The sequence below is a fragment of the Polycyclovorans algicola TG408 genome (genome assembly GCF_000711245.1).
GTDB classification, from domain to species: Bacteria; Pseudomonadota; Gammaproteobacteria; order Nevskiales; family Nevskiaceae; genus Polycyclovorans; species Polycyclovorans algicola.
The window spans coordinates 296776-319790 of the sequence record NZ_JOMH01000001.1 but is presented as its reverse complement, the minus strand read 5'-3'; the positions used below and the strand labels follow the sequence as shown (position 1 = coordinate 319790).

The window sequence follows — 23015 nt, the reverse complement described above, 5'->3', positions numbered from 1 at the left end:
AGAAGTGCCTAGCCCCCCCACAACCGTACTGTGGTCCGGGTCAGCCACCGCTCGACATGCTTATCTTCTAGATTGGTTCGCGCTGGCGGCAATGAAGGCACGCAGGCGGATCATCTTTACCGGCTTGTGCAACACGGTGAAGCTGCGCGCCTGCGCTTCCAGCGTCCAGGGGCCGATGTCTTCGCCAGTCAACAGCGCGACCGGTAGTTCGCGGTGCAGCAGGCCCCGCAACTGGTCCGCGAGCTCGACCCCGGTGGTGACCTCGTCGAGGCGCTGGTCGAGCAACAGGCAGTCCCAACGGTTGCCTTGCTCTCGTGCCAGTGCATAGGCCTCGTGGCTGGAACCACAGACATCGGCCTCAACCTGCCAGTCGGCGAACAGTCGGGTCAGCGCGTCGCGAACCAGCGGGTCGTCATCCACCAGCAGCAGACTGATCGGGCTGGAGAAGCGGCCGCTCGCCGCTGGTTGCGGCTTCACACTCGCCTGCTTCGGTTCGGGCACCTGCGGCACGAGCACCGAGAAGCAGCTACCACGCCCCGGCCGTGAGTCCACTGAAACTCGGTAGTCGAGTGCGCGCGCCAGTCGGCTGACGATCACCAGCCCTAAACCGAACCCGCGATCGGCGTGCCGACCCGGGTTGGCGGCCTGGAAAAACTCTTCAAAAATGCGGTCCCGCAGCGCAGGGTCGATGCCGATCCCGGTATCGAGCACCTGCACTGACACCTTGCCGAGTGCACGCCGACGCACGCCGATGCGAACCTTGCCCTGTGGCGTGAAGCGGATGGCATTGGACACGAGATTGCTGAGCAGTCGTTCCAGCGCAAGACGATCGCCGCTGACCCACACCGACGTGGGCACCACGCGCAGCGACAGCCCTTTTTGTTCGGCCAATGGTCCGAACTGATGCAAGACGGTATCGAAGATCCCCTGCAGGGGCTGGGGCGTCCTGCCGACCTGCTCCTCGGTGCTGTCCTCGGCACGGGATACCGTGAGCAGCGCACCAAAAAGGTCGTCGAGGGTTGCCACACAGGTTCCGATACGCTCAACGATCTCATCGCGTTCGGCTTCTGTCTCGACAGAGTTGAGAAGTGAGGTGTAGACGTTGAGTGCATGCACCGGCTGGCGGAGGTCGTGGCTGGCGCTGGCAAAAAAGCGCGACTTGTATTCGCTGTCCCGTTCAACCTGGCGGCGAGCCGCCTGCGCAACCTCGGTCTGGACCTGAAGGCGCCGGAGCAGATCGTCGTTCTGGAAGGTCAGGCGCACTGCCGTGTGAATGCTGCGCGATTGCTCGTGGCCCATCACAATGACGTAGAACAGATCAAAGATCAGACCCACCACGACCACATTAACCGTGAAGCTGCGGTCGTGGAGGAGCAGGTCGCCGATGAAAATACCCATTGCCGGCAGCAGATAAGCCAGCATGCTGGGCGGGTGGTAGGCCGACGTGCCGAGGCTGCCCGCCGCCAGCCCAAGTTGCACCAGCACCACAAACAGAAACATGGGCTCGCCACCGATTCGGTAAAGCACCACGCTGGACACGCCGATGGCGACCCCGCTCACCGCATAGATCGCGGTACTCGCCCAGGCCACCTGTTGCAGGCTGAGGCCGATATCCCTCTGTCGATACACCCACTGACTGAGCCCCAGCATCAGGCCCTGGTAGCCGAACATTGCCAGCAGATAGCCCACCACCACCGACCGGGGCAGGTAGAACCAGCCCGGCACGGCGCACAGCATCGATACCGAGCAGACGCCAAGCGCCGGCAACGGGCTTTTGGCGTACTGCTCCTGCAGGCAGGCGATCCGAACCTTCTGTTCCAGCGAGCGTGATGCGACAGGGGGGTCGGTTATGTTCATCGCCGCCATCCGCCTCCGCCGCAAGAAGGGAAGGTGATCACGTGGATTCGATCAGTCCCTGTTTCTGCGCCTGCCGGATGGCCTGTATCCGGTTGACGACGCCGAGCCGCTCGAAAACGATCGACCAGTGATCCTTGACCGTTCTCTCGGAGATGCCCAGCACCCGCGCAATTTCCTTGTTTGACTGGCCATCGGCCGCCAGCCGGATGATGGTGAGCCGATGCTCGCTGATGCCGTTGCGCGTGGCGCACAGCGGAACCGCATCAAAAACCGTTTCGCCACTGAACAGGCGCCCCAGTACCTCTGCCATCGAGGCCATGTCCCGCTCCTTCGAAAGACAGGCGACGGCGCCGATGCGCTGCGCTTTCTGGGCCAGCAGAGGGGTCACGTCGGAGCACAACACACCCAGAGCGACCGACGGGTGCCGCGCGGCGATGCGGCTCAGTACGCTAATTCCATCATCGTCCGGCAGCCGGTAATCGGAGAGCACAAGATCGACATCACAGCCTTGCAACACGGCAAGTGCCTGGGCGCCATTGACCACGGTCACCAGCTTCAGGTTGGGCATCCAGTGGCGCAGCGCGAACGCCAACCCGTCGCAATAGATGGGATGGTCATCGATGAACAACAGGCTGTAGCTGCTGGTGGTGGGCTGTGTCATCCCCTACCTGCCGCGGTGGTCCGGACACCCGTGTAGGCACATCGTGACCGACCCGATCACGATGTGCACCCCGTGCTGCGCGCCCGACCTTTCGCCTCTGCCGAGGGTCTGCGGTGCCGGTCCGCCGGGGACACGCATCGGTGTGTACCCCGGACAGGCCATCACCGACGACCCGGCGTGGTGTCAGAAGTGGAACAACAGATTGACCGACGCCGTATCGATGTCGGTGTCATCGAGCGTGAACCGTTCGTAGTCGAGGCGCAGCCCCAACGAGCGGCTCAGCGCCAGCCGTGCGCCGAGACCAAAGGTGAAGTCGGTGCCGTCGTCATCGGCCGCCGACTGCCCATTGATGCTGATCTCGCGGTCCCACAGCAGGGCGCCGGCTTTGCCAAACAGGCTGAAATTGGAACTGATCGGCAGATGGATCAGTGCGCTGGCCGTGAAGCCGGTGACGTCGGCCTCGACGGCGCCCTCCTCGAAATCGCCGAACTGGATGTACTGGCCTTCGAGCGCGAACAATGACCCCAGCGTTACACCCGCGATGCCCTTGTAGCTGACCCGCTCGTCCTCAAGGTCTTCGACTTGATTCTGACTGGTGGGAAAATCTTCGCCTTCGAAACGGTTGTAGCCGATACCGCCGCCGATGTAGAGGCCGCTCTGCGGTGCCTGGGCGAGACTGATCGGCGGCGTCACCATCACACCAACGGCAATGGCTACCGCCAAACCTGCGATTGAAATCTTCATCTTCTGCTCCTCTTGGGTGGACTCACTGAAAACGGGGTGTCAACCGGTCGCCAACCAACGCGCTACTCAGTCTGAGGCGGCGGCAGAATGCATCCCTGATGCAACACATGGGCGCGACGTGCGTCCGGCATTGCCGACGACTGCGCCATGAACTGCGGCACGCGGCTGCGGAAGTTGACCGGCACCTGGTCACCCGACTGCGGGGTGATGAACGCGCTGAGCAACAGGTTGCGGGCGCATCCGGCCGCGACGTTGGCCCCGAAGTAGTCGTCTTGCCCGGGGTCTACAACCGTCGGCAGCCATGGCTCGGTTCCCGCGTACATCAGGTCAAAATTGAGGTCACCGGTGTGGCCGGGGCGTTCCTCAGCATGGTTGGGGCCGCAGGGGTCGGCGAAGCCGAGCGCGTGCACCACCTCGTGGATCGCCGCCCACTCCCAGTAGCCTGCAGTCTCGTCGGCGCGTCGCAGAGGATTCTGCTCACACGCCTCCGCAGTGCCCGAAAGCCCGTTCAGGTAGAGAACCGTCACCGGATCGCCGGTCGTCAGCGGCGGCGCACCACCGCAGGCCGCCGGGTTGGTGCCGTCGTAGTACACGAGGTAGAGCTTGCGCCCGTCATTGAATCCCGCGTTGAGCACTTCGGACTGAATGGCCTCGCGGGCGAACAGGCCAAACTCGGCGTAGTCGGCGTCGGGCCGCGGCAAGGCCAGAAAACTGATGTCAACGGCACCCGCCAGGGTCTCGTCCAGACGCAAGGCGATCCCCTCACCTGCGTCGGCAAAAAAGGCCTGTGCCGAGGCCAGCGAGCCCGACAGCGTGCCGTCGACGTCGAGCCGGCGATCCGGGCGATCCGACGGCACTGCATAGATGACGTGCACCTGGTAAAGACCTGGCTCGCGGTCAGGGCGGTCCGCCAGTGACCGACTGTCCGACGGCGCCGAGCCCGGGTTGCCCCCACCACCACCGCAAGCCGCGAGCACGCCGCCCAATACCAGCAGTGCGTTCAGGCGGAACCACCGAATCGTGGTCAACATGCGCTGGCGCCTTGTCCGTGAAGGCGCGAAACCCGACGGTCGTGGTGCAGGAGAAACACCAGAGGGCCGCCGGGTGAACGGCTCGACAGGACCGAAGTGAACCAGCTGACAGCGCTCCAGAAAGACGCAGAACATGTCGGCGGGGAAGTACCGGCGTTCACTACGACGAGCCATTGCCGACGATGAGTACGCTGCTGCCCCATGAGCCTGAACCCCCTTGCGCGAACGCCTCACCAGTCGGGCTGGTGTCCCGAGAGTTAGGCTAGGAGCCAAGCCTTGCCCCGACAACCGTACCGAAGGACGGTTCAGGCTCAAGCGCCGACAAACAGTGCGGGGGCAGCCAACGTGGTGCCAAACCGTTTCCCAGTATTTGCCGCACCCATGTAGGGCGCCCAACGGCCTGTCCGACACCGCGCCTCCGAAAACGGCCCAACGTGCCGCGAGTCGTACCTGCGGCCATGAGGCATTTCTCTCCCGGCCCAATGCCCGCCGGGAGACCACACCTTAGGCCCGGTTCCGCAACCCCCACGCCAGCCCGGCCAGCAACGTCAACAGCACCGCAGCCGCCAGAAACGGCCCGGCGGTGCCGTGCGCATCGACGAAAGGCTGGGCGACCAGCGGCGACACGAATTGCCCAATGAAGACGGCTGCGGTGAGGCCGCCCATCATCCTCCCGCGCATCTCGGGTGGGGTGAAGCTCGACAGCCAGGTCGACAGGTTGGGCACGGTCAGTCCCAAGCCGAACCCGGAAAGCGCCAGTCCGGCCAACACCATCGGGATGTGTTGGGCGAGGCCGATCAGGACATAACCGCTGGCCATCAGCACGTACACCAGCGTGACGATGTGAAGTGGTTGCAGGTGTCGCCGTAACCGCGCAAACGACAGCCCCGCAATCGTTCCGGCCACGTTGCTCAACGCGATGGTGAAACCGGTGACGGTGCCGTTGGCGCCCGATATTTCCACCAGTCGGTAGGGCAACTGCACGGGAATGACGTAGAACATCATCATGCCGGTAAGACCGGCGCCGTAGATCAGCCCCACCTTGACGCGCGGCAGACGCTGGGTGACCGCCATCGACAGGGGTTGCCTGACCAAGGGTTCGGGCAGGCGCGCGGCCCACCACAGCAGCATGACGGGCACGGTGTACACCAGAAACGTGGCGCGCCAGTGCACGTCGGCCGCCAGCCCGCCGCCAATCAGAAATACGACGCCGCCGAAGCTCATGAATGCGCCTTGGCGCCCGAACACCTGCTCGCGAGTCACCCCGTCAAAGTAGTCGGCAATCAAGGTGGTGACGCTGGTCATGATGCCCGCCACCGCGACGCCCAGCAGCGCGCGGCTGACGAGTATTGCGTCCAGCCGATCCAGCAATCCACCAACGCTGCCGGCCAGCACGTAAAGCAGGATCGACGCGGCCAGCAAGCGCACCCGACCGACGCGGTCCACCAGCCAACCGGCGATGGGCGCTGCCAGCACGATGAACAGGGCCGGCACGGTCAGCAGTTGCCGGGTGAGCACGTCGGCATGCGGCGTGTCGTGAAACGCCGCCTGAAGGGTGGGCAAGGCCGGCGCCAGGGCGGCACCGGCCATCACGGTGAGGGTACTGGCCAGCAGCAGCGGCCATTGGCGGGCGTCGTTGGGGGATCTCATGCAGCGGCGAGCCTATCGCCTCGTGCCGCTGTGCGTGTGACAACTCAGGCGCTTGGCGCCGCTTCGACTCCGCGTTGCTCGGCAAACAGGGCGAAATGCGGCACCGGCTCAGTGATGCCTTTGACCCGCACCGGTGCGCGCACCGACAGTCCGGTCTCGCCCACATAGGCCACGGTGCGCTGGTCGACGAGAATCTCGCCATCGGCCGCGCCGGCGCAGAGCCGCGCGGCAAGGTTTACGGTCGAGCCCACGGCGGTGTATTCCAAGCGGCTGGCGGCGCCAATCACGCCGACGGTCACCACGCCGGTGCCAACGCCGATGCCGATGCCCAGCGGATGGCCGGGAACATTCCACTGGTGAATCAGCCGTCGTGTCTCCTGGCGAATCTGTCGCGCCATTTCGACGGCGCAACGCGCGTGGTGCTCGATGGGTAGCGGCGCACCGACCAGAATCAGCACGCCGTCGCCGGCATAGTCCTTGATGGTGCCGCCAAACATGCCCACCACGCGGCCGACGGCGTCGTAGTACTCACGCAGCACGCGCAGCACCTGGTGGGAGTCGACCGCGCCGGCATAGGCGGTAAACCCGCGCAGGTCGCAGGCAATGACGCTGATCTCCAACTGGTTTTCCTGCATGGCGCGGTCCAGCCCGCGCTCGGCGACCAGCCGCGCCACCTGTGGTGACAAAAAGCGACTCATGAATTGCCCGCGTTGCCCCTGCAGGACGTGATAACGCACCGCCCCGACCAGAAAGCAGACCTCGCCGAGGACCACGCTCATGGCGGCGTAGTCGGTGGGCAACACAAAGCCGGCGACCAGAAACGGCACGGCGATGCTCATCGCGATCAGCCGCACGCCTTCGGCGCGGTCGGGCCGGCGGCGCAGCAGCAGCACCACGCCAATCAAACCGAAAAAGGTGGCGGCCAGGATCGGCGCCGCAAACAGCCAGAAGCCCGGCTGTTGGACAAAGGCCCAGCCGTGCTGATCATAGGCCTGCAAGAACGCCTCGACGCGCAGCTCGGGCGCGGCAAACGACAGCAGCACGTAAACCAGTGCCGATGCCTGCCCACAGCGCAGGGCGCGATCACCGAAGCGGATATTCACCCCGGCTCCGGCCGGCAGGGTGCGCCGCAAGCGCAGCAGCCACTCCAGAACCGCGGCGATGGTCAGGCCCTCGAAGATCGCCATGGGCGCCGACCATGGCAACAGCAGGTCGGTGAATCGCGGATCGAACAGCATCACCTGCAGGGCGATGGAAATACCCAACGAACCCAGTGCCACCGCCAGCGCGATGCTGGTGGGCGAGCGGCGGTCGGCCGACCAGAAGGCGAGCGCCATCCCCACGGCAAAAACGGCAGAAAGATAATGTTGAACCACGCCGGTTCGCCCGATCCCAGTCAGACGTCAAGGATAGCCTAGTGTCATGACGACGCTTCACATCTAACGTTTGACGGTCAATGATTTATTGCCGTCAACAATAATCTTATCAATCACAGTTGGTTATAAGAATTATTTAATCTATGACATGAGTGATGAGTTATTGTATTTTGTGCTGAGTTCTCCAAAACCAACACTCCCGGCGCATGTCATTGCCGATGCATTCGAGTCACTCCGAGCGGGTCATGGCGCTGGCCAATCGCCAGGGTGTGCTGCGCCCCGTCGACCTCGCGCCGCTGGGCATCCAGGCCGAGGTGCTGCGCCGCCTGTTGGCGCGCGGCCTGATCAAGAAAATTGGTCGCGGACGGTACGTTCCCGCCGGCGTCCGCATGGACCCACCGCTGGTATGGGCCAGCGTCGCCCGTGCCGTGCCCAATGGCGTGATCTGTCTGCGCAGCGCGCTGGCAATTCACAAGGTCATGCCCATGCCGCTGCAGCCGGTGGACCTGGCCATCGAGCGCCGCGCCGCCAAGCCGCGACTCGCCGAGCCCAGTCTGTGGATCGCACGGATGGGCGATGAGGCGTTCACCGAAGGGGTTGACGTACTGGTCATGCACGGCGTGGCTGTGCCGGTGTACAGCCTCGAAAAAACCCTGGCCGACCTGTTCAAGTTCCGCAACAAGATTGGCCCGCACATTGCCGTCGACGCCTTGCGCGCCGCATTGCAGCGGAATCAGGTGCACCTCGACAGGCTGCAGCATTACGCGCGCATCTGCCGCGTCGAGCGGGTCATGCGACCTTATCTGGATGCGCTGGTCACGCCCCTTTCCTGAACAACTGCCGAGCCCTTCCATGCGCCCGCCCTCCACCTCACGATCCGTCCCGTTTTTCGCCCTGCTGTGCCTGGCCTTGGCAACTGGCGCGCACGCCGAAACGGCTGAAAACGGAAGTTTCGGACCGGCCGGACCTCAGCCCTTCGAGGCCAGTCCCCTCGCGCCGACTCCGTCTGGCGCGCCGCCGCCGCAGGAGGAGGACGGGCTGGCCGATGACGGCTTCCAGATCGGCAAACGTGACCCCAACGCCTATTCCATCATTTCGGTCTCGCGCGGCCTGTCGACCCATCGGCCGATGTACATGTTGCCGGTCGCCTACGGACGTGGCGTGGAAGGACTGGACACCGAAATGGTGTTTCAGATCAGCGCTAAACAGCGCCTGTTCGTCACCAATTTCTTCTTCGGCTACACGCAGAAATCGTTCTGGCAAATTTACGATCAGGACCGCTCGCGACCCTTCCGCGAAACCAACTACAACCCCGAAGTGTTCTACCGCTGGACGCCCGACCCCGAGGTCTGGCACCACTGGGGAGTCGATGTGGGGCTGGAGCACGAATCCAACGGCCAGAGCCTGCCCGAGTCACGCAGCTGGAATCGGGTCTACGTCACCCCGTTTCAGGCCAAGGGCCGCAACCTGCGTTACATCAAGATCTGGTATCGGCTGCCGGAAGATCGCAAGGACGACGCGATGGACCCCAAGGGCGATGACAACCCCGACATTCACCGTTTCATGGGCTACGCCGAAGCGCATGTGCAACGCCAACTCGGCGGCGGCAGCCTCGGCCACCTGATGGTGCGGGGCAACCCGTCGACCGGCAAAGGTGCGGTGATGCTCAACTACACCTGGCCGTCGGCCGACGGTTACATGTTCTACATGCTCAGCCTGTTCCACGGCTACGGCGAAAGCCTCATCGACTATGACCGGTCGATCACCCGCATCGGCGTCGGGTTTGCGTTTACGCGGTAATCGCGAGTGTTGACGGTTGTCATCGGTCTTTCACGAACGGCCGATAGCGTGCCCTGAAATTTAGCCGCGCGGGCCATGCGCCGCGCCATTTCAGGGGAAGCCGATGAAACCGCTCGCACGCCAAGGTGGTGGCGTTCTGTTGTTGATGCTGTGCGCCATGCCGCTGGGCGCGCAGGCACCCGCCGCAACGCAGGAGTTGCGCGGCCGCGTTCTGGACCAGTCCGGCGAGATCGGATTCGAAGGCGCCACCGTTCGCATCGAGCCTTCCGGCAACCGCGCGGTGACCTCGCGTGACGGCCGCTACCGCATCAAGAATGTTGCGCCGGGCGACTATCAGGTCATCGTCGAATACCTGGGCGCTCCCGTTGAGCAAGCCCCCATCACCGTGGTGGCGGGTGAGGCGCCGCGCCTCGACATCCTGATCGGTGACGACGTGCAGCCCATCGACAACATTCTGGTCATCGGTCAGGTCGCCGGTCAGGCCGGGGCACTCAACCAGCAGCGCGCCGCCGACACGCTGCGCAACATCGTCTCGGCCGACGCTATCGGCCAGTTGCCCGACCAGAACGTGGCCGAAGCCCTGCAGCGCGTGCCGGGCCTGTCGATTGCCCGCGACCAGGGTGAGGGCCGGTTCGTCATCATTCGCGGCATCGACCCGGCACTGTCGAGCACCACGGTCAACGGCCTGCGCGTGCCCGGCCCCGAGGGCGATTCGCGTCAGGTCAACCTCGACGTCATTTCATCCGATCTTCTTGAGAGTCTCGAAATCGTCAAGGCCACGACCCCGGACATGGATGGCGACTCGGTGGGCGGCAACGTTGAACTCAGAAGCGCCACCGCCTTTGATCGCGGCAACAGCCTGAGCCTGCGCAGCGAAGGCAGCTACAACGACCTCGCCGAAAAATGGAGCCCCAAGCTCGCGGTCGCTGGCACCCGCCTGTTTGACCTTGGCGATGGCGTCGAAAACTTCGGCGTCGCCGCGGCATTGAGCTGGTTTGACCGCGACTTCGGCTCCGACGGCGTCGAGACACCCGGCTTCGTGGGCCTTGAAGGGCCCGGCGGCGAATTCGCTGGTCTCGAAGAGGCCGAGCAACGCGACTACACCATCACCCGCGAGCGGCTCAGTGCCACGCTCAACTTCGACTATCTGCTCAACGACCAGACCGACCTCTACTGGCGCACGCTTTACAGCGATTTCAGTGATGACGAGGTGCAGCTGTCCAACGTCTACAGCTTCAACGGCGACGCGATCAACGGCCTGACCGATGACAGCGGCGCGTTTGCCGACAGCGAGATCGAAAAGCTCAACGAGGCCCGTAAAGAGACCCAGACCATTCTCAGCACCGCCCTCGGTGCCGAAAGCCGGCTCGGCGCCCACACCCTCGACTACGTGCTCGGTTATGCCCAAGCTGAAGAAGACAACCCCAACGGACTCGGCGCAACCTTCGTCGGTGAGGGTCTGGATGTTGGCTACGACCTCGCCAACCGCAAACAACCGCGCCTGTTCAGTGACGACCCCGCATTTGCCGACGGGTCGACCTTCGTGCTGGACGAGATCGCCCTGGAAAGCAGCTTCACCCGCGAGCGTGAAACCTCACTGGCACTCAACCTCAAGCGCGACACCACCTTCGCCGGCCTGCCGGGCTTCTGGAAGGTGGGCGCCAAAACCCGCCTGCGCAACAAGACCGGCAATGCCGACGCCGAAATCTTCGACGGCTTCGGCGCCGATGTCAGCCTTGCCGACTTCCCCAACCAGAACGTGGACTACCCACTGGGGGTTTTCGGCCCGATGTTGTCGCGCGAAGCGTTGCGCAGCTTCTTCGACGCCAACCGCGCCAACTTCGAGTTAAACGCCGACGACAGCGCCATCGACTCGCTGATCGAGGACTACCGGCTCGACGAAGACATCGTCGCCGGTTACGTCATGGCCAGGATCGACGTTGGCGCCGCGCGATGGGTCGGCGGCATCCGCGTCGAGCGCACCGATTACAGCGCCCGCGGCACGCAGCTGACCATCGACCCTGAAGGCGGTAGCGGCGACCCGGAGTTTCAGCCGCTCAACGCCGACAAGCGCTACACCGACGTGCTGCCGAGCCTGAACCTGCGGTACGCCTTTACCGAACGCACGCTGTTGCGCGCTTCAGCGTCTCGCAATATCGCGCGTCCCGGCTTTGAGCAGTCGGCACCGCGCACGGCCATCGAAATTGAAGAGGATGGCGGCGCCTTCGAACGCGTCGCCGAGTTTGGCAACCCCGATCTCGACCCGTTGACGTCCGACAATCTTGACCTGTCGTTCGAGTTTTATCCCGGCGGCGTCGCGATCATCTCGGCCGGGGTGTTCTACAAGCGCATCAACGACTTCTTCGTGGTGTCGGACGTGGCCGGCCAGCCGGGTCCGTACGCCAATTTCGACGAGGCCATCACCACCGTCAACGGCGACAGCGCCGACCTGTACGGGGCGGAGTTGAACTACTCGCAGAAACTCTCGCAGTTGCCCGCCCCGTTCGACGGTTTTCTGGTGCTGGCCAACCTGACGCTGGTGGACAGCGAGGCGACCTTGCCCTTCCGCACCGGCAAGACGCCGTTGCCGCGCCAGTCCGACACCTTGGGCAACGTGTCGCTGGGCTGGGAAAAATACGGCGTCAGCCTGCGCGTGGCCGCAACCTACCGCAGCGAATACCTCGATGAAATCGGCGAACTGGATGCCCCCGAAACCGACCGCTACGCAGACGCACATTTGCAGTTCGACATCACCGGCAGCTACCGGATCACCGATGCCTACCAGGTGTACTTCAACGCCGTGAACATCAATGACGAACCCTTCTACGCCTACTTTCAGGACCGTCGCTTCACTTCACAGTACGAAGAGTACGGTCCGACCTACGAAGTGGGCCTGAAGGCCAGTTTCTGAATCATGAGAACGACGACCACGACAATGAAGCATCGCACGCTCCGCACCGCGCTGATAACGGCGCTGGTCATCCCCTTGGGCGCCTGCGCCAGCCTCACCGAAAACGTTGAAGACCTTTTTGAAGCGCCGCCCCCGGAAGTGGCTGGCCTGGTCACGCTGGCCGAGCGCTACACCACCGAGCGCGACCCGCAGGACAACGTCGACTCCGCCGCAACATGGCACGGCCCGGCCGGCCAGCACTGGCTGATTGCCACCGCCAAGGAAACCGACCGCCTGCTGGTGTACGACGCCGTCAATGGCAAGCCGCTGCAGAAAGTCGGCGCCAGCGGCACCGCGCTGGGGCAGTTCGAGCGTCCCAACGGCGTGTTCGTGATTGATGACCTGGCGTTGATCGTCGAGCGTGACAACCGCCGCGTGCAGGTGATGCGCCTGCCCGATTTTGCGCCGCTGATGCATTTTGGCAGCGACGGCGAAGACGCCCTGCAGAAGCCGTACGGTCTGTGGGTGCAAAAGCTCGCCAGCAACGACTATCGCGTCTGGGTCACCGACAACTACGAAACCGCCGATGAGCAGATCCCGGCGGATGCCCAGCTCGACAAGCGGGTCCAGCAGTTCCTGCTACGTGAAACCGCAGAAGGCTTCACCGCGCAGCGCGAACGTCGCTTTGGCGACACCGCTGGCCGTGGCAGGCTGAAAGTTGTCGAATCGATCTGGGGCGATCCGCAGCAGGGCCTGCTGATGGTGGCGGACGAAGAAGAGCAGGTCGAACGCAACATCAAGGTGTATCGGATGGACGGCCAGTTCAGCGGCCAGCGCATGGGCGGCGGCGTGTTCCACTACCAGCCCGAGGGCATCGCGCTTTACACCTGCGCCGATGGCAGCGGCTGGTGGTTTGCCGCTGACCAGGGCAAGAAAGCCAATTACTTTCACGTCTTCGAGCGCCGCAGCCTCGAGTACTACGGCAGCTTTTCGGGCGAGATCACCCTGAACACCGACGGCGTGTGGATGACGCAAACCCCATCGCCCGGCTTCCCCGGCGGCGCCTTTTTTGCGGTGCACGATGATGGCAATGTGGCGGCCTTCGATCTGACCGAAATTCTCACCTCAATGAACCTCAGCACCTGCGCGGCACCCGCGCCCTGAACCGAGCGGCCCAATGGACTCCAAACGTCGAACCCTGATGCTTGCCAGCGGTGGTGCCGTTGCCAGCGCCTTTCTCGGCTTGGAGCGCCTGTGGGCGGCCAACGCGACGGGCGGATTGGCGGCCATGGACTTCGGCGCCCTGCGGACCGATCCCGGCGGCATTCTTGATCTGCCTGCCGGGTTCTCTTACCGCGTGATTGCGCGTGCTGGCGACGAGATGTCCGACGGCCTGCTGGTGCCCGGCATGGCGGATGGCATGGCCGCCTTTGCCGATCCGTCTGGCCACGTCCGGCTGGTCTGCAATCACGAGTTGGACCCGGGTCGAACCGGGCAATCCGGCGGGCCTTTCGGCAAGTCGCATCACCGCTTCGAAGCGATTCACCGCGAGCGCGCTTACGACGCCGGCGGCGCCGAGCCGGCCTGCGGCGGTACCACAACGCTGCTTTACAACCCGCGCAGCGGCGTCACCGAGCGGCAATGGCTCAGCCTCACCGGCACCGAGCGCAATTGCGCCGGCGGGCCAACACCTTGGGGTTCGTGGCTGAGCTGCGAAGAGTCCACCGCCGTCGTCGACGACCGGCACGCAAAAGACCATGGCTACGTGTTCGAAGTGCCGTCCAGTGTCGACGAGTTGGTTGCGGCGGTGCCGCTCAAGGCGATGGGGCGCTTCAACCACGAGGCCGCCGCCGTCGCACCGCGCAGCGGTGTCGTGTACCTGAGCGAAGACCGCCCCGACGGCCTGCTCTATCGCTTTGTGCCGGCGCAGCGGGGTCAACTCGCGGCCGGGGGGCGCTTGCAGGCGCTGGCTCTGCAAGACCGACACGGCGCCGACACCCGCAACTGGTCGTCGAGTCCGCACCCGTTCCCGGCCGGGGTGACGCACGCCGCGTACTGGATTGACCTTGACGACGTCACGTCACCCGACGACAGCCTGCGCCAGCGCGGGCACGCAGACGGCGCGGCGCTGTTCGCCCGCGGTGAGGGTCTTTGGTGGGGCAACGATGCGCTTTATTTCGCCTGCACCTCGGGCGGCGCGCGGCAGGCGGGGCAGGTGTTCCGCTACCGACCCAGTCCGCATGAAGGCACATCGCGCGAACGGCAGGCGCCTGGACATATCGAGCTATTCGTCGAGTCCAATGACCCGCACGCCCTCGCCAACTGCGACAACCTCACCGTCGCGCCCTGGGGTGACCTGCTGCTCTGCGAAGACACCGACGGTCACTGCGGTCTGGTCGGTGTGCGCCCGGACGGCAGCCTCTATCGGTTTGCCGACAATCCCTATAACGGCTCGGAACTGGCCGGTGCCTGTTTCGCGCCCGACGGACAAACGCTGTTCGTCAATCAGCAGGCCACCGGCCTGACGCTGGCCATCAGCGGGCCGTTTCCAGGGCACTGACACGCGATGCTGAGTGTCGTGTGGCAGTGCCTGAGCGACGACTGACGAAGATCCGCCAGCATTGCGACAATCGCGCCCCCGCGGCGCCAAGCCGCACCCCACCATGGACGCCATGCAGGCTCAATCCCCCGCGCTCGCGCGCAAGATTTCGCAGATCATCGCCGCCGAGATCGGTGCCGCCCCGCAACAGGCCGTGGCGGCCATTGCACTGCTGGATGAGGGCGCGACCGTGCCGTTCATCGCCCGCTACCGCAAGGAAGTCACCGGCGGGCTGGACGACACCCAACTGCGCAATCTGGAGACGCGTCTGAGCTACCTGCGCGAGCTGGAAGACCGCCGCGCGAGCATCCTCTCCAGCATCGACGAGCAGGGCAAGCTCAGTGACGAACTGCGCGCCGATATCGAAGGCGCCGACAGCAAAGCGCGGCTGGAAGACCTTTATCTGCCCTATAAAACCAAGCGTCGCACCCGCGCGCAGATCGCGCGCGAAGCCGGGTTGGAGCCGCTGGCCGACGGCCTGCTGGATGACCCGACGCGCGCACCCGACGCCTTCGCCGCAGGTTTCGTCGATGCCGAAAAAGGCGTGGCCGATGCCAAGGCCGCCCTGGACGGCGCGCGCGCCATCCTGGTGGAGCGCTGGGGCGAAAACGCCGCCCTGATCGGCGAGCTGCGTGAATGGCTGAACGACGTGGGCGTGATTCGTGCCCGCGTGGCCGAGGGCAAGGAAGCGGCGGGCGAAAAATTTCGCGACTACTTCGACCATGCCGAACCGCTGGCAAAAATTCCTTCGCACCGACTGCTGGCGCTTTTCCGGGGACGTCGCGAAGCGTTCCTGTTTCTCGAGCTGGACCCTGGCCGCGACGCAGAAGCCGGGCACCTGCGGGCCGAGACGCGGGTGGCGGCGTATGCCGGTGTGGCCGACCAGGGCCGGGCGGCCGATGCCTGGCTGAAAATGACCGTGCGCCTCACCTGGAAGGCCAAGCTGCACCTGCACTTGATGCTTGACCTGTTCAATCAGGCTCGCGAAAAAGCGGAGGCCGAGGCCATTGCCGTGTTCGGCGACAACCTGAAGGATCTGATGCTGGCCGCACCGGCCGGGCCCAAGGCGGTGCTGGGCCTGGACCCCGGCCTGCGCACCGGCGTGAAAGTGGCGGTGGTCGACGCCACCGGCAAGCGGGTCGCCACCGACACGATTTACCCGCACGAGCCGCGCCGCCAATGGGACGCTTCGCTGGCCTCACTGCAACGACTCTGTACCGAACATGGCGTGCAACTCATCGCCATTGGCAACGGCACCGCCTCGCGTGAAACCGACAAGCTGGCCGGTGATCTGCTGAAGCGCCTGCCCGAGCTGCGGATGCAGAAAATCGTCGTGAGCGAGGCGGGCGCCTCGGTGTATTCGGCCTCTGAACTCGCGGCGAAAGAATTCCCCGATCTCGACGTGTCGCTGCGCGGTGCCGTGTCCATCGCCCGCCGCCTGCAAGACCCGCTGGCCGAGCTGGTCAAGATCGAACCCAAGGCCATCGGCGTGGGCCAGTACCAGCACGACGTCGACCAATATCAACTGGCCCGCGCGCTGGACGCCCGGGTGGAAGACTGTGTGAATGCGGTGGGGGTCGACGTGAACACCGCGTCCAGCGCGCTGCTGGCGCGGGTGTCGGGGTTGTCGGCCAGCGTGGCCAACAACATCATCCTGCATCGCGATACCCACGGCCCGTTCACGCGCCGCAAGCAATTGCTCAAAGTGCCGCGCCTGGGCGACAAGGCCTTCGAGCAGTGCGCGGGCTTTCTACGCATCGCCAACGGTGACGAACCGCTGGACGCCTCCGCCGTGCACCCCGAGGCCTACCCGGTGGTCGAACGCATCGTGCAGCGCAGCGGCCGGAGCGTGAAAGAGATCATCGGTGACGAACCCTTTCTGCGCGCGCTGCGGCCTGAAACCTTCACCGACGAACAGTTCGGCCTGCCGACCGTGCGGGACATCCTCAAGGAACTGGAGAAGCCGGGCCGCGACCCGCGCCCGGCGTTCAAGGCGGCGAAATTTGCCGACGGCGTGGAACATCTCAAGGACCTGCGCGAGGGCATGATTCTCGAAGGTGTGGTCAGCAACGTTGCCGCTTTCGGTGCCTTTGTCGACATCGGCGTACACCAGGATGGCCTGATCCACATCTCGGCCCTGTCCGACAAGTTCGTTAAGGACCCACGCGAGGTGGTCAAGGCCGGCGACATCGTTCGGGTCAAGGTGCTGGAGGTCGATGTGGACCGCAAACGTATCGCCCTTACGCGCCGCCTCGACGACGCCCCGGCCCCGCGAGAGCCACGCGCCGAAGGCCGGCGCGACACAGATCCGCGTGATCCGCGCAACGGTCCCCGTGGCAGCCGGCCCGGGGGTGGTCCGGCAAAGCCCAAGCCCGCCGCCGCGCCGGTGAACAGTGCCTTGGCGGACGCACTGGCCAAGGCACGCGGGGGCCATTGAGGCGCCGCACTATCGCGGCATTTTCTGGCTTGATCGGCTTGGCGATTCAAGCGTCTGCTTTATGCGTATCCGGCAGGCGGCCCAATTCGGGCCGAATCAATCCCCGTTCCCCTGCGCCGCAATCATCATCTCGCCGACCAGCACCGATCCGGTTTGCAGGCTGGCGTAGGGCCGGATGTCATCGCCAAAGCCGATGAAATTTTTGTAGATGTCGCGCAGGTTGCCGGCAATGGTCAACTCGTCCACGGCGTGAACGATCTCGCCGCCTTCGACCCAGAAGCCCGCTGCGCCGCGTGAGTAGTCGCCGGTGACGCCGTTGACGCCGCTGCCCATGAGTTCGGTCACCAGCAGGCCACGGCCCATGCGTTTCAGCAGGCTGTCAAAGGATTCACGCGGCGCGTCCAGCAGCAGGTTGAAAATGCCGCCCGCGTTGCCGGTGGTGGTCAAGCCGAGCCGCCGTGCGGAGTAGCTGCCCAGCACCCAACCTTTCAGCACGCCGTTGTCGATGAGGGTGCGATCTTGGGTCGCGACGCCTTCGCCATCGAAGGCGCTGCTGGCGGCTGCGCAGGGCAGTCGCGGCCGCTGATGGACCGACACGCCCATCGGGAAGATGGGTTGATCCATCGCGTCGAGCAAAAAGCTGGCGCGGCGGTAGAGCGCGCCGCCAGAGATGGCCCCGATGAACGAGCCAATCAGCCCGCGCGCCAGCTCCGGCACGAACAGCACCGGCGCAGCCTGGGTCTTGATCGGCCTGGCGCCCAGTCGTCGCACGGCACGTCGCCCGGCCTCGCGGCCGACCGACTCAGGGCTTTCAAGCAGGTCGGCGCGGCGGTGGTGCGTGTACCAGTCGTCACGCTGCATGTCGTCACCGTCCACCGCGACAACCGCGCAGTTGAAGCCGTGCGAGGTGCCGGTGCGGGCGCCCAGAAAGCCGTGGCTGTTGGCGTACAGCGAGTGGCTGCGGTGCGTTGAAAACCCGGCGCCTTCGCTTTGGCGGATGCGCGTGTCGACCGCCAGCGCTGCAGACTCGGCTTCCTGTGCCAGCTTGACCGCCTCGGCGGGCGCGATGGCCCACGGGTGGTCAAGGTCCAACTCCGGAAACTCCGTGGCCATGAGCGCTGCATCGGCAAGGCCGTGGCAGGGGTCTTCGCCGGTGGCCCGGGCAATGTCGACGGCGGCCGTCACGGCGTCGCGCAGACCGGCGTCGGTCAGATCGCCGGTGCTGGCCACGCCTTTGCGCAAGCCCACATAAACGGTCAGCGACAGATCGCGGTCTTGCTGAAACTCCAGACTTTCGACCGCCTGCTGGCGCACGTTGAGGGAATAGCCGCGCGATGAGCTGATCATCAGTTCGGCGCTGTCGGCGCCCATCTTGCGGGCGGTTTCGAGGACCTGCGTTGCGAGGCGCGGCAGGTTGGCTTCATCGGTCATTTAAGGCAGTGTCCCGGCGGCATGGGCCGCCAATAATTGTTTCGGCAGGGTTTGCGGCAGGCCGCCAAAGTCGCCGTTGCTCATCAGCACGATGCGGTCGCCGGTTGTGGCATCCGCCACAAGGCGCAGGGCCAGTTCGTCTGCGGTGGCACAGATCACCAGCGGCGGCAGTACGGCGGCCAGCGCCTCGGCGGCGTTCCATTGCAGATCGGGGCGCGCCAAGACGTAGACCGCATCGGCGCCCGACAAGACCCCCGGCAGCGCCGCTGCATGCTCGCCGCGGCGCATGGTGTTGGAGCGCGGTTCCAGTACCGCCAGGATGCGGCCCGGCGCGTGCTCGCGCAGCGCCGCCAGGGTGACTTCGATGGCCGTCGGGTGATGCGCGAAGTCATCGTAGACGCGAATGCCGGCCACCTCGCCGACCACTTCCAGTCGCCGGCGCACACCGCGAAACGCCGCCATCGCCGGGGCCAGCGCGGCGTCGGGCACGCCGATGGCCGATGCCGCCGCCATGGCCGCCAGGGCGTTGGCGCGGTTGTGCGCCCCGGGCAGTGGCAGGTCGATGGTCGGCACAACCGTCCGGCCACCCACCTGCAACGCAAAGCCGCCGGGCCGCGGCGTGGTCTGCCAGCCGGCATCGCTGTTGAACGGGATCACCGGGGTCCAGCAGCCTTGCGCCAGCACCCGCGCCAGGGCCGGGGCCTCGGCGTTGACGATCAGCCGTCCACTGCCCGGCACGGTACGCACCAGATGATGAAACTGACGCTCGATGGCCGCCAGGTCGGCAAAAATGTCGGCGTGGTCAAACTCCAGGTTGTTCAAGACCGCCACCTTGGGCCTGTAGTGAACGAACTTGCTGCGCTTGTCGAAGAAGGCGGTGTCGTACTCGTCAGCCTCGATCACAAACGGCGCGCCGGCCGCGCCCAGCCGCGCCGAGACGCCGAAGTTGGCCGGCAGGCCGCCAACCAGAAAACCCGGCTGCAGGCCGGCGTGTTCCAGCAGCCACGCCAGCATCGCGGTGGTGGTGGTCTTGCCGTGGGTGCCGGCCACCGCCAGCACGGTGCGCCCGGCGAGCACGTGGCGCGCCAGCCACTCCGGACCGCTGCAGTAGGGCAGCCCGCTGTCGAGCACGTGTTCGATGGCCGGGTTGCCGCGGGTGATGACGTTGCCCACCACCACCACGTCGGGCGCCGGCTGCAGGTGTGCCGGGTCGTAGCCCTGCATGACCTCAATGCCGAGCGCTTCAAGCTGGGTCGACATCGGCGGCCAGGCGTTGGCGTCCGAACCGGTGACGCGGTGCCCGGCCTCGCGTGCCAGCGCCGCGATGCCGGCCATGAACGTGCCGCAGATACCAAGAATGTGCAGGTGCATCAAGCGCCGCCGATGCCCAGGCTGCCCAGCAGCAAACCGAAGCCCAAGACCGTGGCCAGCACCATGCCGGAGCTGAGCAGGCTATAGAGCAGGCCCATGGCAAAGCCGCGGTCGGTGGCGTGGCGGTACACATTGGCGGTGATGAGAAAATTCCACGCATTCAGCACGTTCATCACCAGCACCGGTATCGCCGGGATGTCGGGCGGGGTGGCCGCCTCCGGATCGGCCGCCATCTCGCTCAAAATCGGGGCAATCTGCGAGAACGGCAGAATCATCAGCAGGGTCATGAAGGCACTGCTGCACAGCAAGGCGTGCGCGGTCTGGGTGAACCGGGCATCGAGCTGGCGCCAGCGCAGAATCAGCCGGGTGGCGAGAAAAATCCCCAGCACCGTGCCCAGCGCCATCGACAGCGCGATGATCGGGTTCAGCGCGAGGCTGTAGACCATGAACACCGGCGTGCCGCCGACGGCCCCGAGGGTAACGTGACGACCCGGCATGAACGGAAACGCTTCCGGCCCGGCGCGGAACAGCACCAGGTCGAGGGTCCGGCGAAGGACATTGACCGACATCAATCCATCCGTAAGAAAGAAGAACCCCCGTATTCTATTGCGCTATGAAACCCCTATGGATTGACACGCCCGCGCAGCTCGCCGAAGCCTGCGCGCAATGGCAGACCCGCGAGTGGATCTCGGTGGACACCGAATTCGTTCGCATCAACACTTATCACGCGCACCTGTGCCTGGTGCAGATTGGCGACGGCGAGCTCAACGCCTGCATCGACCCGCTGGCCATCGAAGACTTGGCGCCCATGTGGGCGCTGATGGCCAACCCCGACATCCTCAAGGTCTTCCATGCCTCCGGCCAAGACTTCGAACTGGTGGTCGAGCACACGGGCCGCACGCCCGCGCCGGTGTTCGACACGCAAATTGCCGCCACGCTCATCGGCCTGGGCGATCAACTCGGCTATGCCGGGCTGGTCGAAAAACGGCTGGGCTTGCCGGTGGACAAAAGTCTGTCGCGCACCGACTGGGCGCGTCGCCCGCTCACGCAACCGGAAATTGATTATGCCGCCGACGACGTGCGCCACCTCAGTGCGCTGTTCCCGGCATTGCGCGAAGACGTCATCGCGCGCGGGCGGCTCGCCTGGCTGGAGGAAGATTGCCTGCGCCTCACCGAGCCAACGCGCTATCAGGTGCTGCCGGAGAATGCCTGGTCGCGCCTCAAGGGCCTGAACCGTCTGACCCCGGACGCACAGGGGCGTGCGGCGGCGCTCGCCGCCTGGCGCGAATTCGAAGCGGCGGACCGCAACCGGCCCCGCAAATGGATTCTCGACGACACGGCGCTGTACCGCATGGCCGAACGCAATCCCGTCAGCCTGGAGGCGCTGGCCGCCCTGGCGGTCTTGCCCGACAAAACCCTGAGCCGTCACGGCAAGGCGCTACTCGAGGTCCTGAGCGACGCCAATGAGGAGCCGGTGAGGGAATGGGTCGCCCCCGAGTTTGCCGGCGAGATTAAGGCCCGCTTCAAGACCCTGCAGACGGCCGTGCGCGAAGTCGCCGAGGCGCTGGACCTGCCGCCCGGTTTTCTCGCGCCGCGTGCCGAGCTTGAAAAGTTGACCCTGCACGGCACCGCGGCCAACGTTCAGGCGCTCAAGGGCTGGCGCGGTGAGCAGCTGGCCGAGCGGTTGGGGCCGCTGTTGTAGGGCGGCCCGAAATCGACGCCAAAGGATTTGCGTCCAGCGAATGACGCGCTGAGTCCGCAAAAAAGCCGCGCCAGGACAAACCGGGCGCGGCCGTCAAAACACAGTTCGTCAGTGGCTGACCACGGCCACCAGACGTTGGAACACTTCCTCGAGGCTGCCGATGCCGTCCACCGTGTGGGCCACGCCTTGCGCCCGGTAGTAGGCGATGAGCGGCAAGGTCTCGGCGTTGTAGATGTCGATACGGTTGCGAATGACATCCTCCTTGTCATCGGCGCGCCCTTCGATGGTGGCGCGCTCAAGCAGGCGGCTGACAATCTCTTCGTCGTTCACGTGCAGGTGCAGGGCATGGGTGATGCCGCCCGACCCCATCCGCTTGAGCATCGCATCCAAGGTTTCTGCCTGCGCGGTGTTGCGCGGAAAGCCGTCCAGAATGAAGCCCTTGCGTGCGTCGGGCTGCTGCAGCCGCTCGTCGACGATGCCAATGACGATGTCATCGGCCACCAACTCGCCAGCGTCCATCGCGGCTTTGGCCTGCTTGCCCAGCACCGTGCGCTCGGCCACCGCAGCCCGCAGCGCGTCGCCGGTTGAAATTTTCGGGATCCCGAACTGGGTGACCAGCTTTTCGCCCTGCGTCCCCTTCCCTGAGCCGGGCGCACCCAGCAGCACGATTCTCATGCGTGTTAACCCTTAAATTGTTGCCATCTGGATCGTATCGGCGCGCTATGCACGCCAATCTCGACGCGATTCTACCGTTCCGGCGCGGAACTCGGGCGCCGCATCACGGTGACCGGCCTGACGAGCCCGTTCACCGTCTCGTAAACTAGACGGATTGTTGCACGGCTGCTCCAGCATGCCCTGACTTGCACGCCGCCCGTTTTTTCCACACCGCCAAGAGGGAGCCTCATGGGTTTTGAGAATCTGAGCGCGGGCGCGAAAGCGCCTGACGAATTTATTGTTGTCATCGAGATTCCGGCCTACGGCCCGCCGGTGAAGTACGAAGTGGACAAGGACACCGGCCTGTTGACGGTCGACCGCTTCATGAACGTGGCAATGAGCTACCCGGCCAACTACGGTTACATCCCGAAAACCCTCGCCGGTGACGGTGATCCGGTGGATGTGCTGGTGCTGACCCCGCACCCGATCGTCGCCGGCAGCGTCATCAAGTGCCGCGCTGTGGCGGTGCTCGACACCGAAGACGAAGGCGGTACCGACGCCAAGCTTCTGGCAGTGCCGGTCGACAAGGTCAGCAACGGCGCCTACGACCATTTGCGCGACCTGGCCGACGTGCCCGAACGTCTGAAGAAAGAAATCGTGCACTTCTACGAGCGCTACAAAGACCTCGAAAAAGGCAAGTGGGTGAAGGTTGCCGACTGGCGTGACGCCGCGGCCGCCCGCGAAGAAATCGTCAAGGGCATTGCCGCTGCCGCCAAATAAGGCGCGTCACTGCCAGACCGATCTCAATGCCC

General features: G+C 65.0%; 18 protein-coding genes. 8 read left to right on the top strand and 10 right to left on the bottom strand.

Going from position 1 to position 23015, the window contains the following annotated elements; all coding sequences use genetic code 11:
• Positions 1–60: 60 nt before the first annotated feature.
• The 6 genes from U741_RS0101475 to U741_RS0101450 all read right to left on the bottom strand — a co-directional run bounded on the left by U741_RS0101475 (position 61) and on the right by U741_RS0101450 (position 7280).
• The gene (locus U741_RS0101475; protein WP_161776094.1) at positions 61–1857 is read right to left on the bottom strand and encodes an ATP-binding protein; all 1797 of its coding nucleotides are present in this window, start codon (positions 1855–1857) and stop codon (positions 61–63) included.
• Positions 1858–1894: 37 nt separating this feature from the next.
• Positions 1895–2485 carry a response regulator transcription factor gene (locus U741_RS0101470; protein ID WP_161776092.1) on the bottom strand — a complete coding sequence of 197 codons (591 nt, stop codon included), beginning with the start codon at positions 2483–2485 and terminating at the stop codon, positions 1895–1897.
• A gap of 216 nt (positions 2486–2701) precedes the next feature.
• Positions 2702–3262, bottom strand: coding sequence for an outer membrane beta-barrel protein (locus U741_RS18140; protein ID WP_052378391.1), 561 nt, complete (start codon positions 3260–3262; stop codon positions 2702–2704).
• A gap of 62 nt (positions 3263–3324) precedes the next feature.
• Positions 3325–4293 (bottom strand): hypothetical protein, encoded by a 969-nt coding sequence (locus U741_RS0101460; protein WP_029888721.1) that lies wholly within the window; start codon positions 4291–4293, stop codon positions 3325–3327.
• 504 nt (positions 4294–4797) lie between these two features.
• The gene (locus tag U741_RS0101455) at positions 4798–5943 is read right to left on the bottom strand and encodes an MFS transporter (RefSeq protein ID WP_084154593.1); all 1146 of its coding nucleotides are present in this window, start codon (positions 5941–5943) and stop codon (positions 4798–4800) included.
• A gap of 44 nt (positions 5944–5987) precedes the next feature.
• Positions 5988–7280: an adenylate/guanylate cyclase domain-containing protein gene (locus U741_RS0101450; RefSeq protein ID WP_052378390.1), complete on the bottom strand. Its 1293-nt coding sequence runs from the start codon at positions 7278–7280 to the stop codon at positions 5988–5990.
• A gap of 284 nt (positions 7281–7564) precedes the next feature.
• Between U741_RS0101450 and U741_RS0101445 the strand changes: the two genes are divergently transcribed.
• The 6 genes from U741_RS0101445 (at position 7565) to U741_RS0101420 (ending at position 17045) form a co-directional block, all read left to right on the top strand.
• Positions 7565–8152 (top strand): type IV toxin-antitoxin system AbiEi family antitoxin domain-containing protein, encoded by a 588-nt coding sequence (locus U741_RS0101445; RefSeq protein WP_235199847.1) that lies wholly within the window; start codon positions 7565–7567, stop codon positions 8150–8152.
• 19 nt (positions 8153–8171) lie between these two features.
• Entirely contained in the window at positions 8172–9119 is a 948-nt protein-coding gene (locus U741_RS0101440; protein ID WP_052378389.1) for a phospholipase A, read from the top strand.
• Positions 9120–9222: 103 nt separating this feature from the next.
• Positions 9223–12030: a TonB-dependent receptor gene (locus U741_RS0101435; RefSeq protein ID WP_029888716.1), complete on the top strand. Its 2808-nt coding sequence runs from the start codon at positions 9223–9225 to the stop codon at positions 12028–12030.
• Positions 12031–12054: 24 nt separating this feature from the next.
• The gene (locus U741_RS0101430; RefSeq protein WP_052378388.1) at positions 12055–13173 is read left to right on the top strand and encodes an NHL repeat-containing protein; all 1119 of its coding nucleotides are present in this window, start codon (positions 12055–12057) and stop codon (positions 13171–13173) included.
• A gap of 13 nt (positions 13174–13186) precedes the next feature.
• Complete coding sequence (locus U741_RS0101425; RefSeq protein ID WP_029888714.1) at positions 13187–14569, top strand: alkaline phosphatase PhoX; 1383 nt, start codon at positions 13187–13189, stop codon at positions 14567–14569.
• A gap of 112 nt (positions 14570–14681) precedes the next feature.
• A complete protein-coding gene (locus U741_RS0101420; RefSeq protein WP_029888713.1) occupies positions 14682–17045 on the top strand; it encodes a Tex family protein in 2364 nt (787 codons plus the stop codon).
• 96 nt (positions 17046–17141) lie between these two features.
• Here the strand turns inward: U741_RS0101420 and pmbA are convergent, their stop codons facing one another.
• The 3 genes from pmbA to U741_RS0101405 are packed head-to-tail and all read right to left on the bottom strand — an operon-like array spanning position 17142 to position 20416.
• Positions 17142–18476, bottom strand: coding sequence for a metalloprotease PmbA (pmbA, locus tag U741_RS0101415; protein WP_029888712.1), 1335 nt, complete (start codon positions 18474–18476; stop codon positions 17142–17144).
• Positions 18477–19847, bottom strand: coding sequence for a UDP-N-acetylmuramate:L-alanyl-gamma-D-glutamyl-meso-diaminopimelate ligase (gene mpl, locus U741_RS0101410; RefSeq protein WP_043110159.1), 1371 nt, complete (start codon positions 19845–19847; stop codon positions 18477–18479).
• Positions 19847–20416 carry a hypothetical protein gene (locus tag U741_RS0101405; RefSeq protein WP_029888710.1) on the bottom strand — a complete coding sequence of 190 codons (570 nt, stop codon included), beginning with the start codon at positions 20414–20416 and terminating at the stop codon, positions 19847–19849. The genes mpl and U741_RS0101405 overlap by 1 nt, the downstream gene beginning before the upstream one ends.
• Positions 20417–20460: 44 nt before the next feature.
• Here U741_RS0101405 and rnd point away from each other — a divergent pair, with 44 nt between their 5' ends.
• Positions 20461–21549 carry a ribonuclease D gene (rnd, locus tag U741_RS0101400; protein ID WP_052378386.1) on the top strand — a complete coding sequence of 363 codons (1089 nt, stop codon included), beginning with the start codon at positions 20461–20463 and terminating at the stop codon, positions 21547–21549.
• 108 nt (positions 21550–21657) lie between these two features.
• Here rnd and U741_RS0101395 read toward each other — a convergent pair whose 3' ends face one another.
• Complete coding sequence (locus tag U741_RS0101395) at positions 21658–22224, bottom strand: adenylate kinase (protein ID WP_029888708.1); 567 nt, start codon at positions 22222–22224, stop codon at positions 21658–21660.
• A gap of 228 nt (positions 22225–22452) precedes the next feature.
• Here U741_RS0101395 and ppa point away from each other — a divergent pair, with 228 nt between their 5' ends.
• Positions 22453–22983, top strand: coding sequence for an inorganic diphosphatase (gene ppa / locus U741_RS0101390; RefSeq protein ID WP_029888707.1), 531 nt, complete (start codon positions 22453–22455; stop codon positions 22981–22983).
• Positions 22984–23015: the final 32 nt, after the last annotated feature.

Bases quoted from the DNA above. Each gene is read 5' to 3' on its own strand.
- U741_RS0101475 (WP_161776094.1), bottom strand. From the start codon at position 1,857: ATGAACATAACCGACCCCCCTGTCGCATCACGCTCGCTGGAACAGAAG.
- U741_RS18140 (WP_052378391.1), bottom strand. From the start codon at position 3,262: ATGAAGATTTCAATCGCAGGTTTGGCGGTAGCCATTGCCGTTGGTGTG.
- U741_RS0101460 (WP_029888721.1), bottom strand. From the start codon at position 4,293: ATGTTGACCACGATTCGGTGGTTCCGCCTGAACGCACTGCTGGTATTG.
- U741_RS0101455 (WP_084154593.1), bottom strand. From the start codon at position 5,943: ATGAGATCCCCCAACGACGCCCGCCAATGGCCGCTGCTGCTGGCCAGT.
- U741_RS0101450 (WP_052378390.1), bottom strand. From the start codon at position 7,280: ATGGCGCTCGCCTTCTGGTCGGCCGACCGCCGCTCGCCCACCAGCATC.
- U741_RS0101445 (WP_235199847.1), top strand. From the start codon at position 7,565: ATGGCGCTGGCCAATCGCCAGGGTGTGCTGCGCCCCGTCGACCTCGCG.
- U741_RS0101440 (WP_052378389.1), top strand. From the start codon at position 8,172: ATGCGCCCGCCCTCCACCTCACGATCCGTCCCGTTTTTCGCCCTGCTG.
- U741_RS0101435 (WP_029888716.1), top strand. From the start codon at position 9,223: ATGAAACCGCTCGCACGCCAAGGTGGTGGCGTTCTGTTGTTGATGCTG.
- U741_RS0101430 (WP_052378388.1), top strand. From the start codon at position 12,055: ATGAAGCATCGCACGCTCCGCACCGCGCTGATAACGGCGCTGGTCATC.
- U741_RS0101425 (WP_029888714.1), top strand. From the start codon at position 13,187: ATGGACTCCAAACGTCGAACCCTGATGCTTGCCAGCGGTGGTGCCGTT.
- U741_RS0101420 (WP_029888713.1), top strand. From the start codon at position 14,682: ATGCAGGCTCAATCCCCCGCGCTCGCGCGCAAGATTTCGCAGATCATC.
- pmbA (WP_029888712.1), bottom strand. From the start codon at position 18,476: ATGACCGATGAAGCCAACCTGCCGCGCCTCGCAACGCAGGTCCTCGAA.
- mpl (WP_043110159.1), bottom strand. From the start codon at position 19,847: ATGCACCTGCACATTCTTGGTATCTGCGGCACGTTCATGGCCGGCATC.
- U741_RS0101405 (WP_029888710.1), bottom strand. From the start codon at position 20,416: ATGTCGGTCAATGTCCTTCGCCGGACCCTCGACCTGGTGCTGTTCCGC.
- rnd (WP_052378386.1), top strand. From the start codon at position 20,461: ATGAAACCCCTATGGATTGACACGCCCGCGCAGCTCGCCGAAGCCTGC.
- U741_RS0101395 (WP_029888708.1), bottom strand. From the start codon at position 22,224: ATGAGAATCGTGCTGCTGGGTGCGCCCGGCTCAGGGAAGGGGACGCAG.
- ppa (WP_029888707.1), top strand. From the start codon at position 22,453: ATGGGTTTTGAGAATCTGAGCGCGGGCGCGAAAGCGCCTGACGAATTT.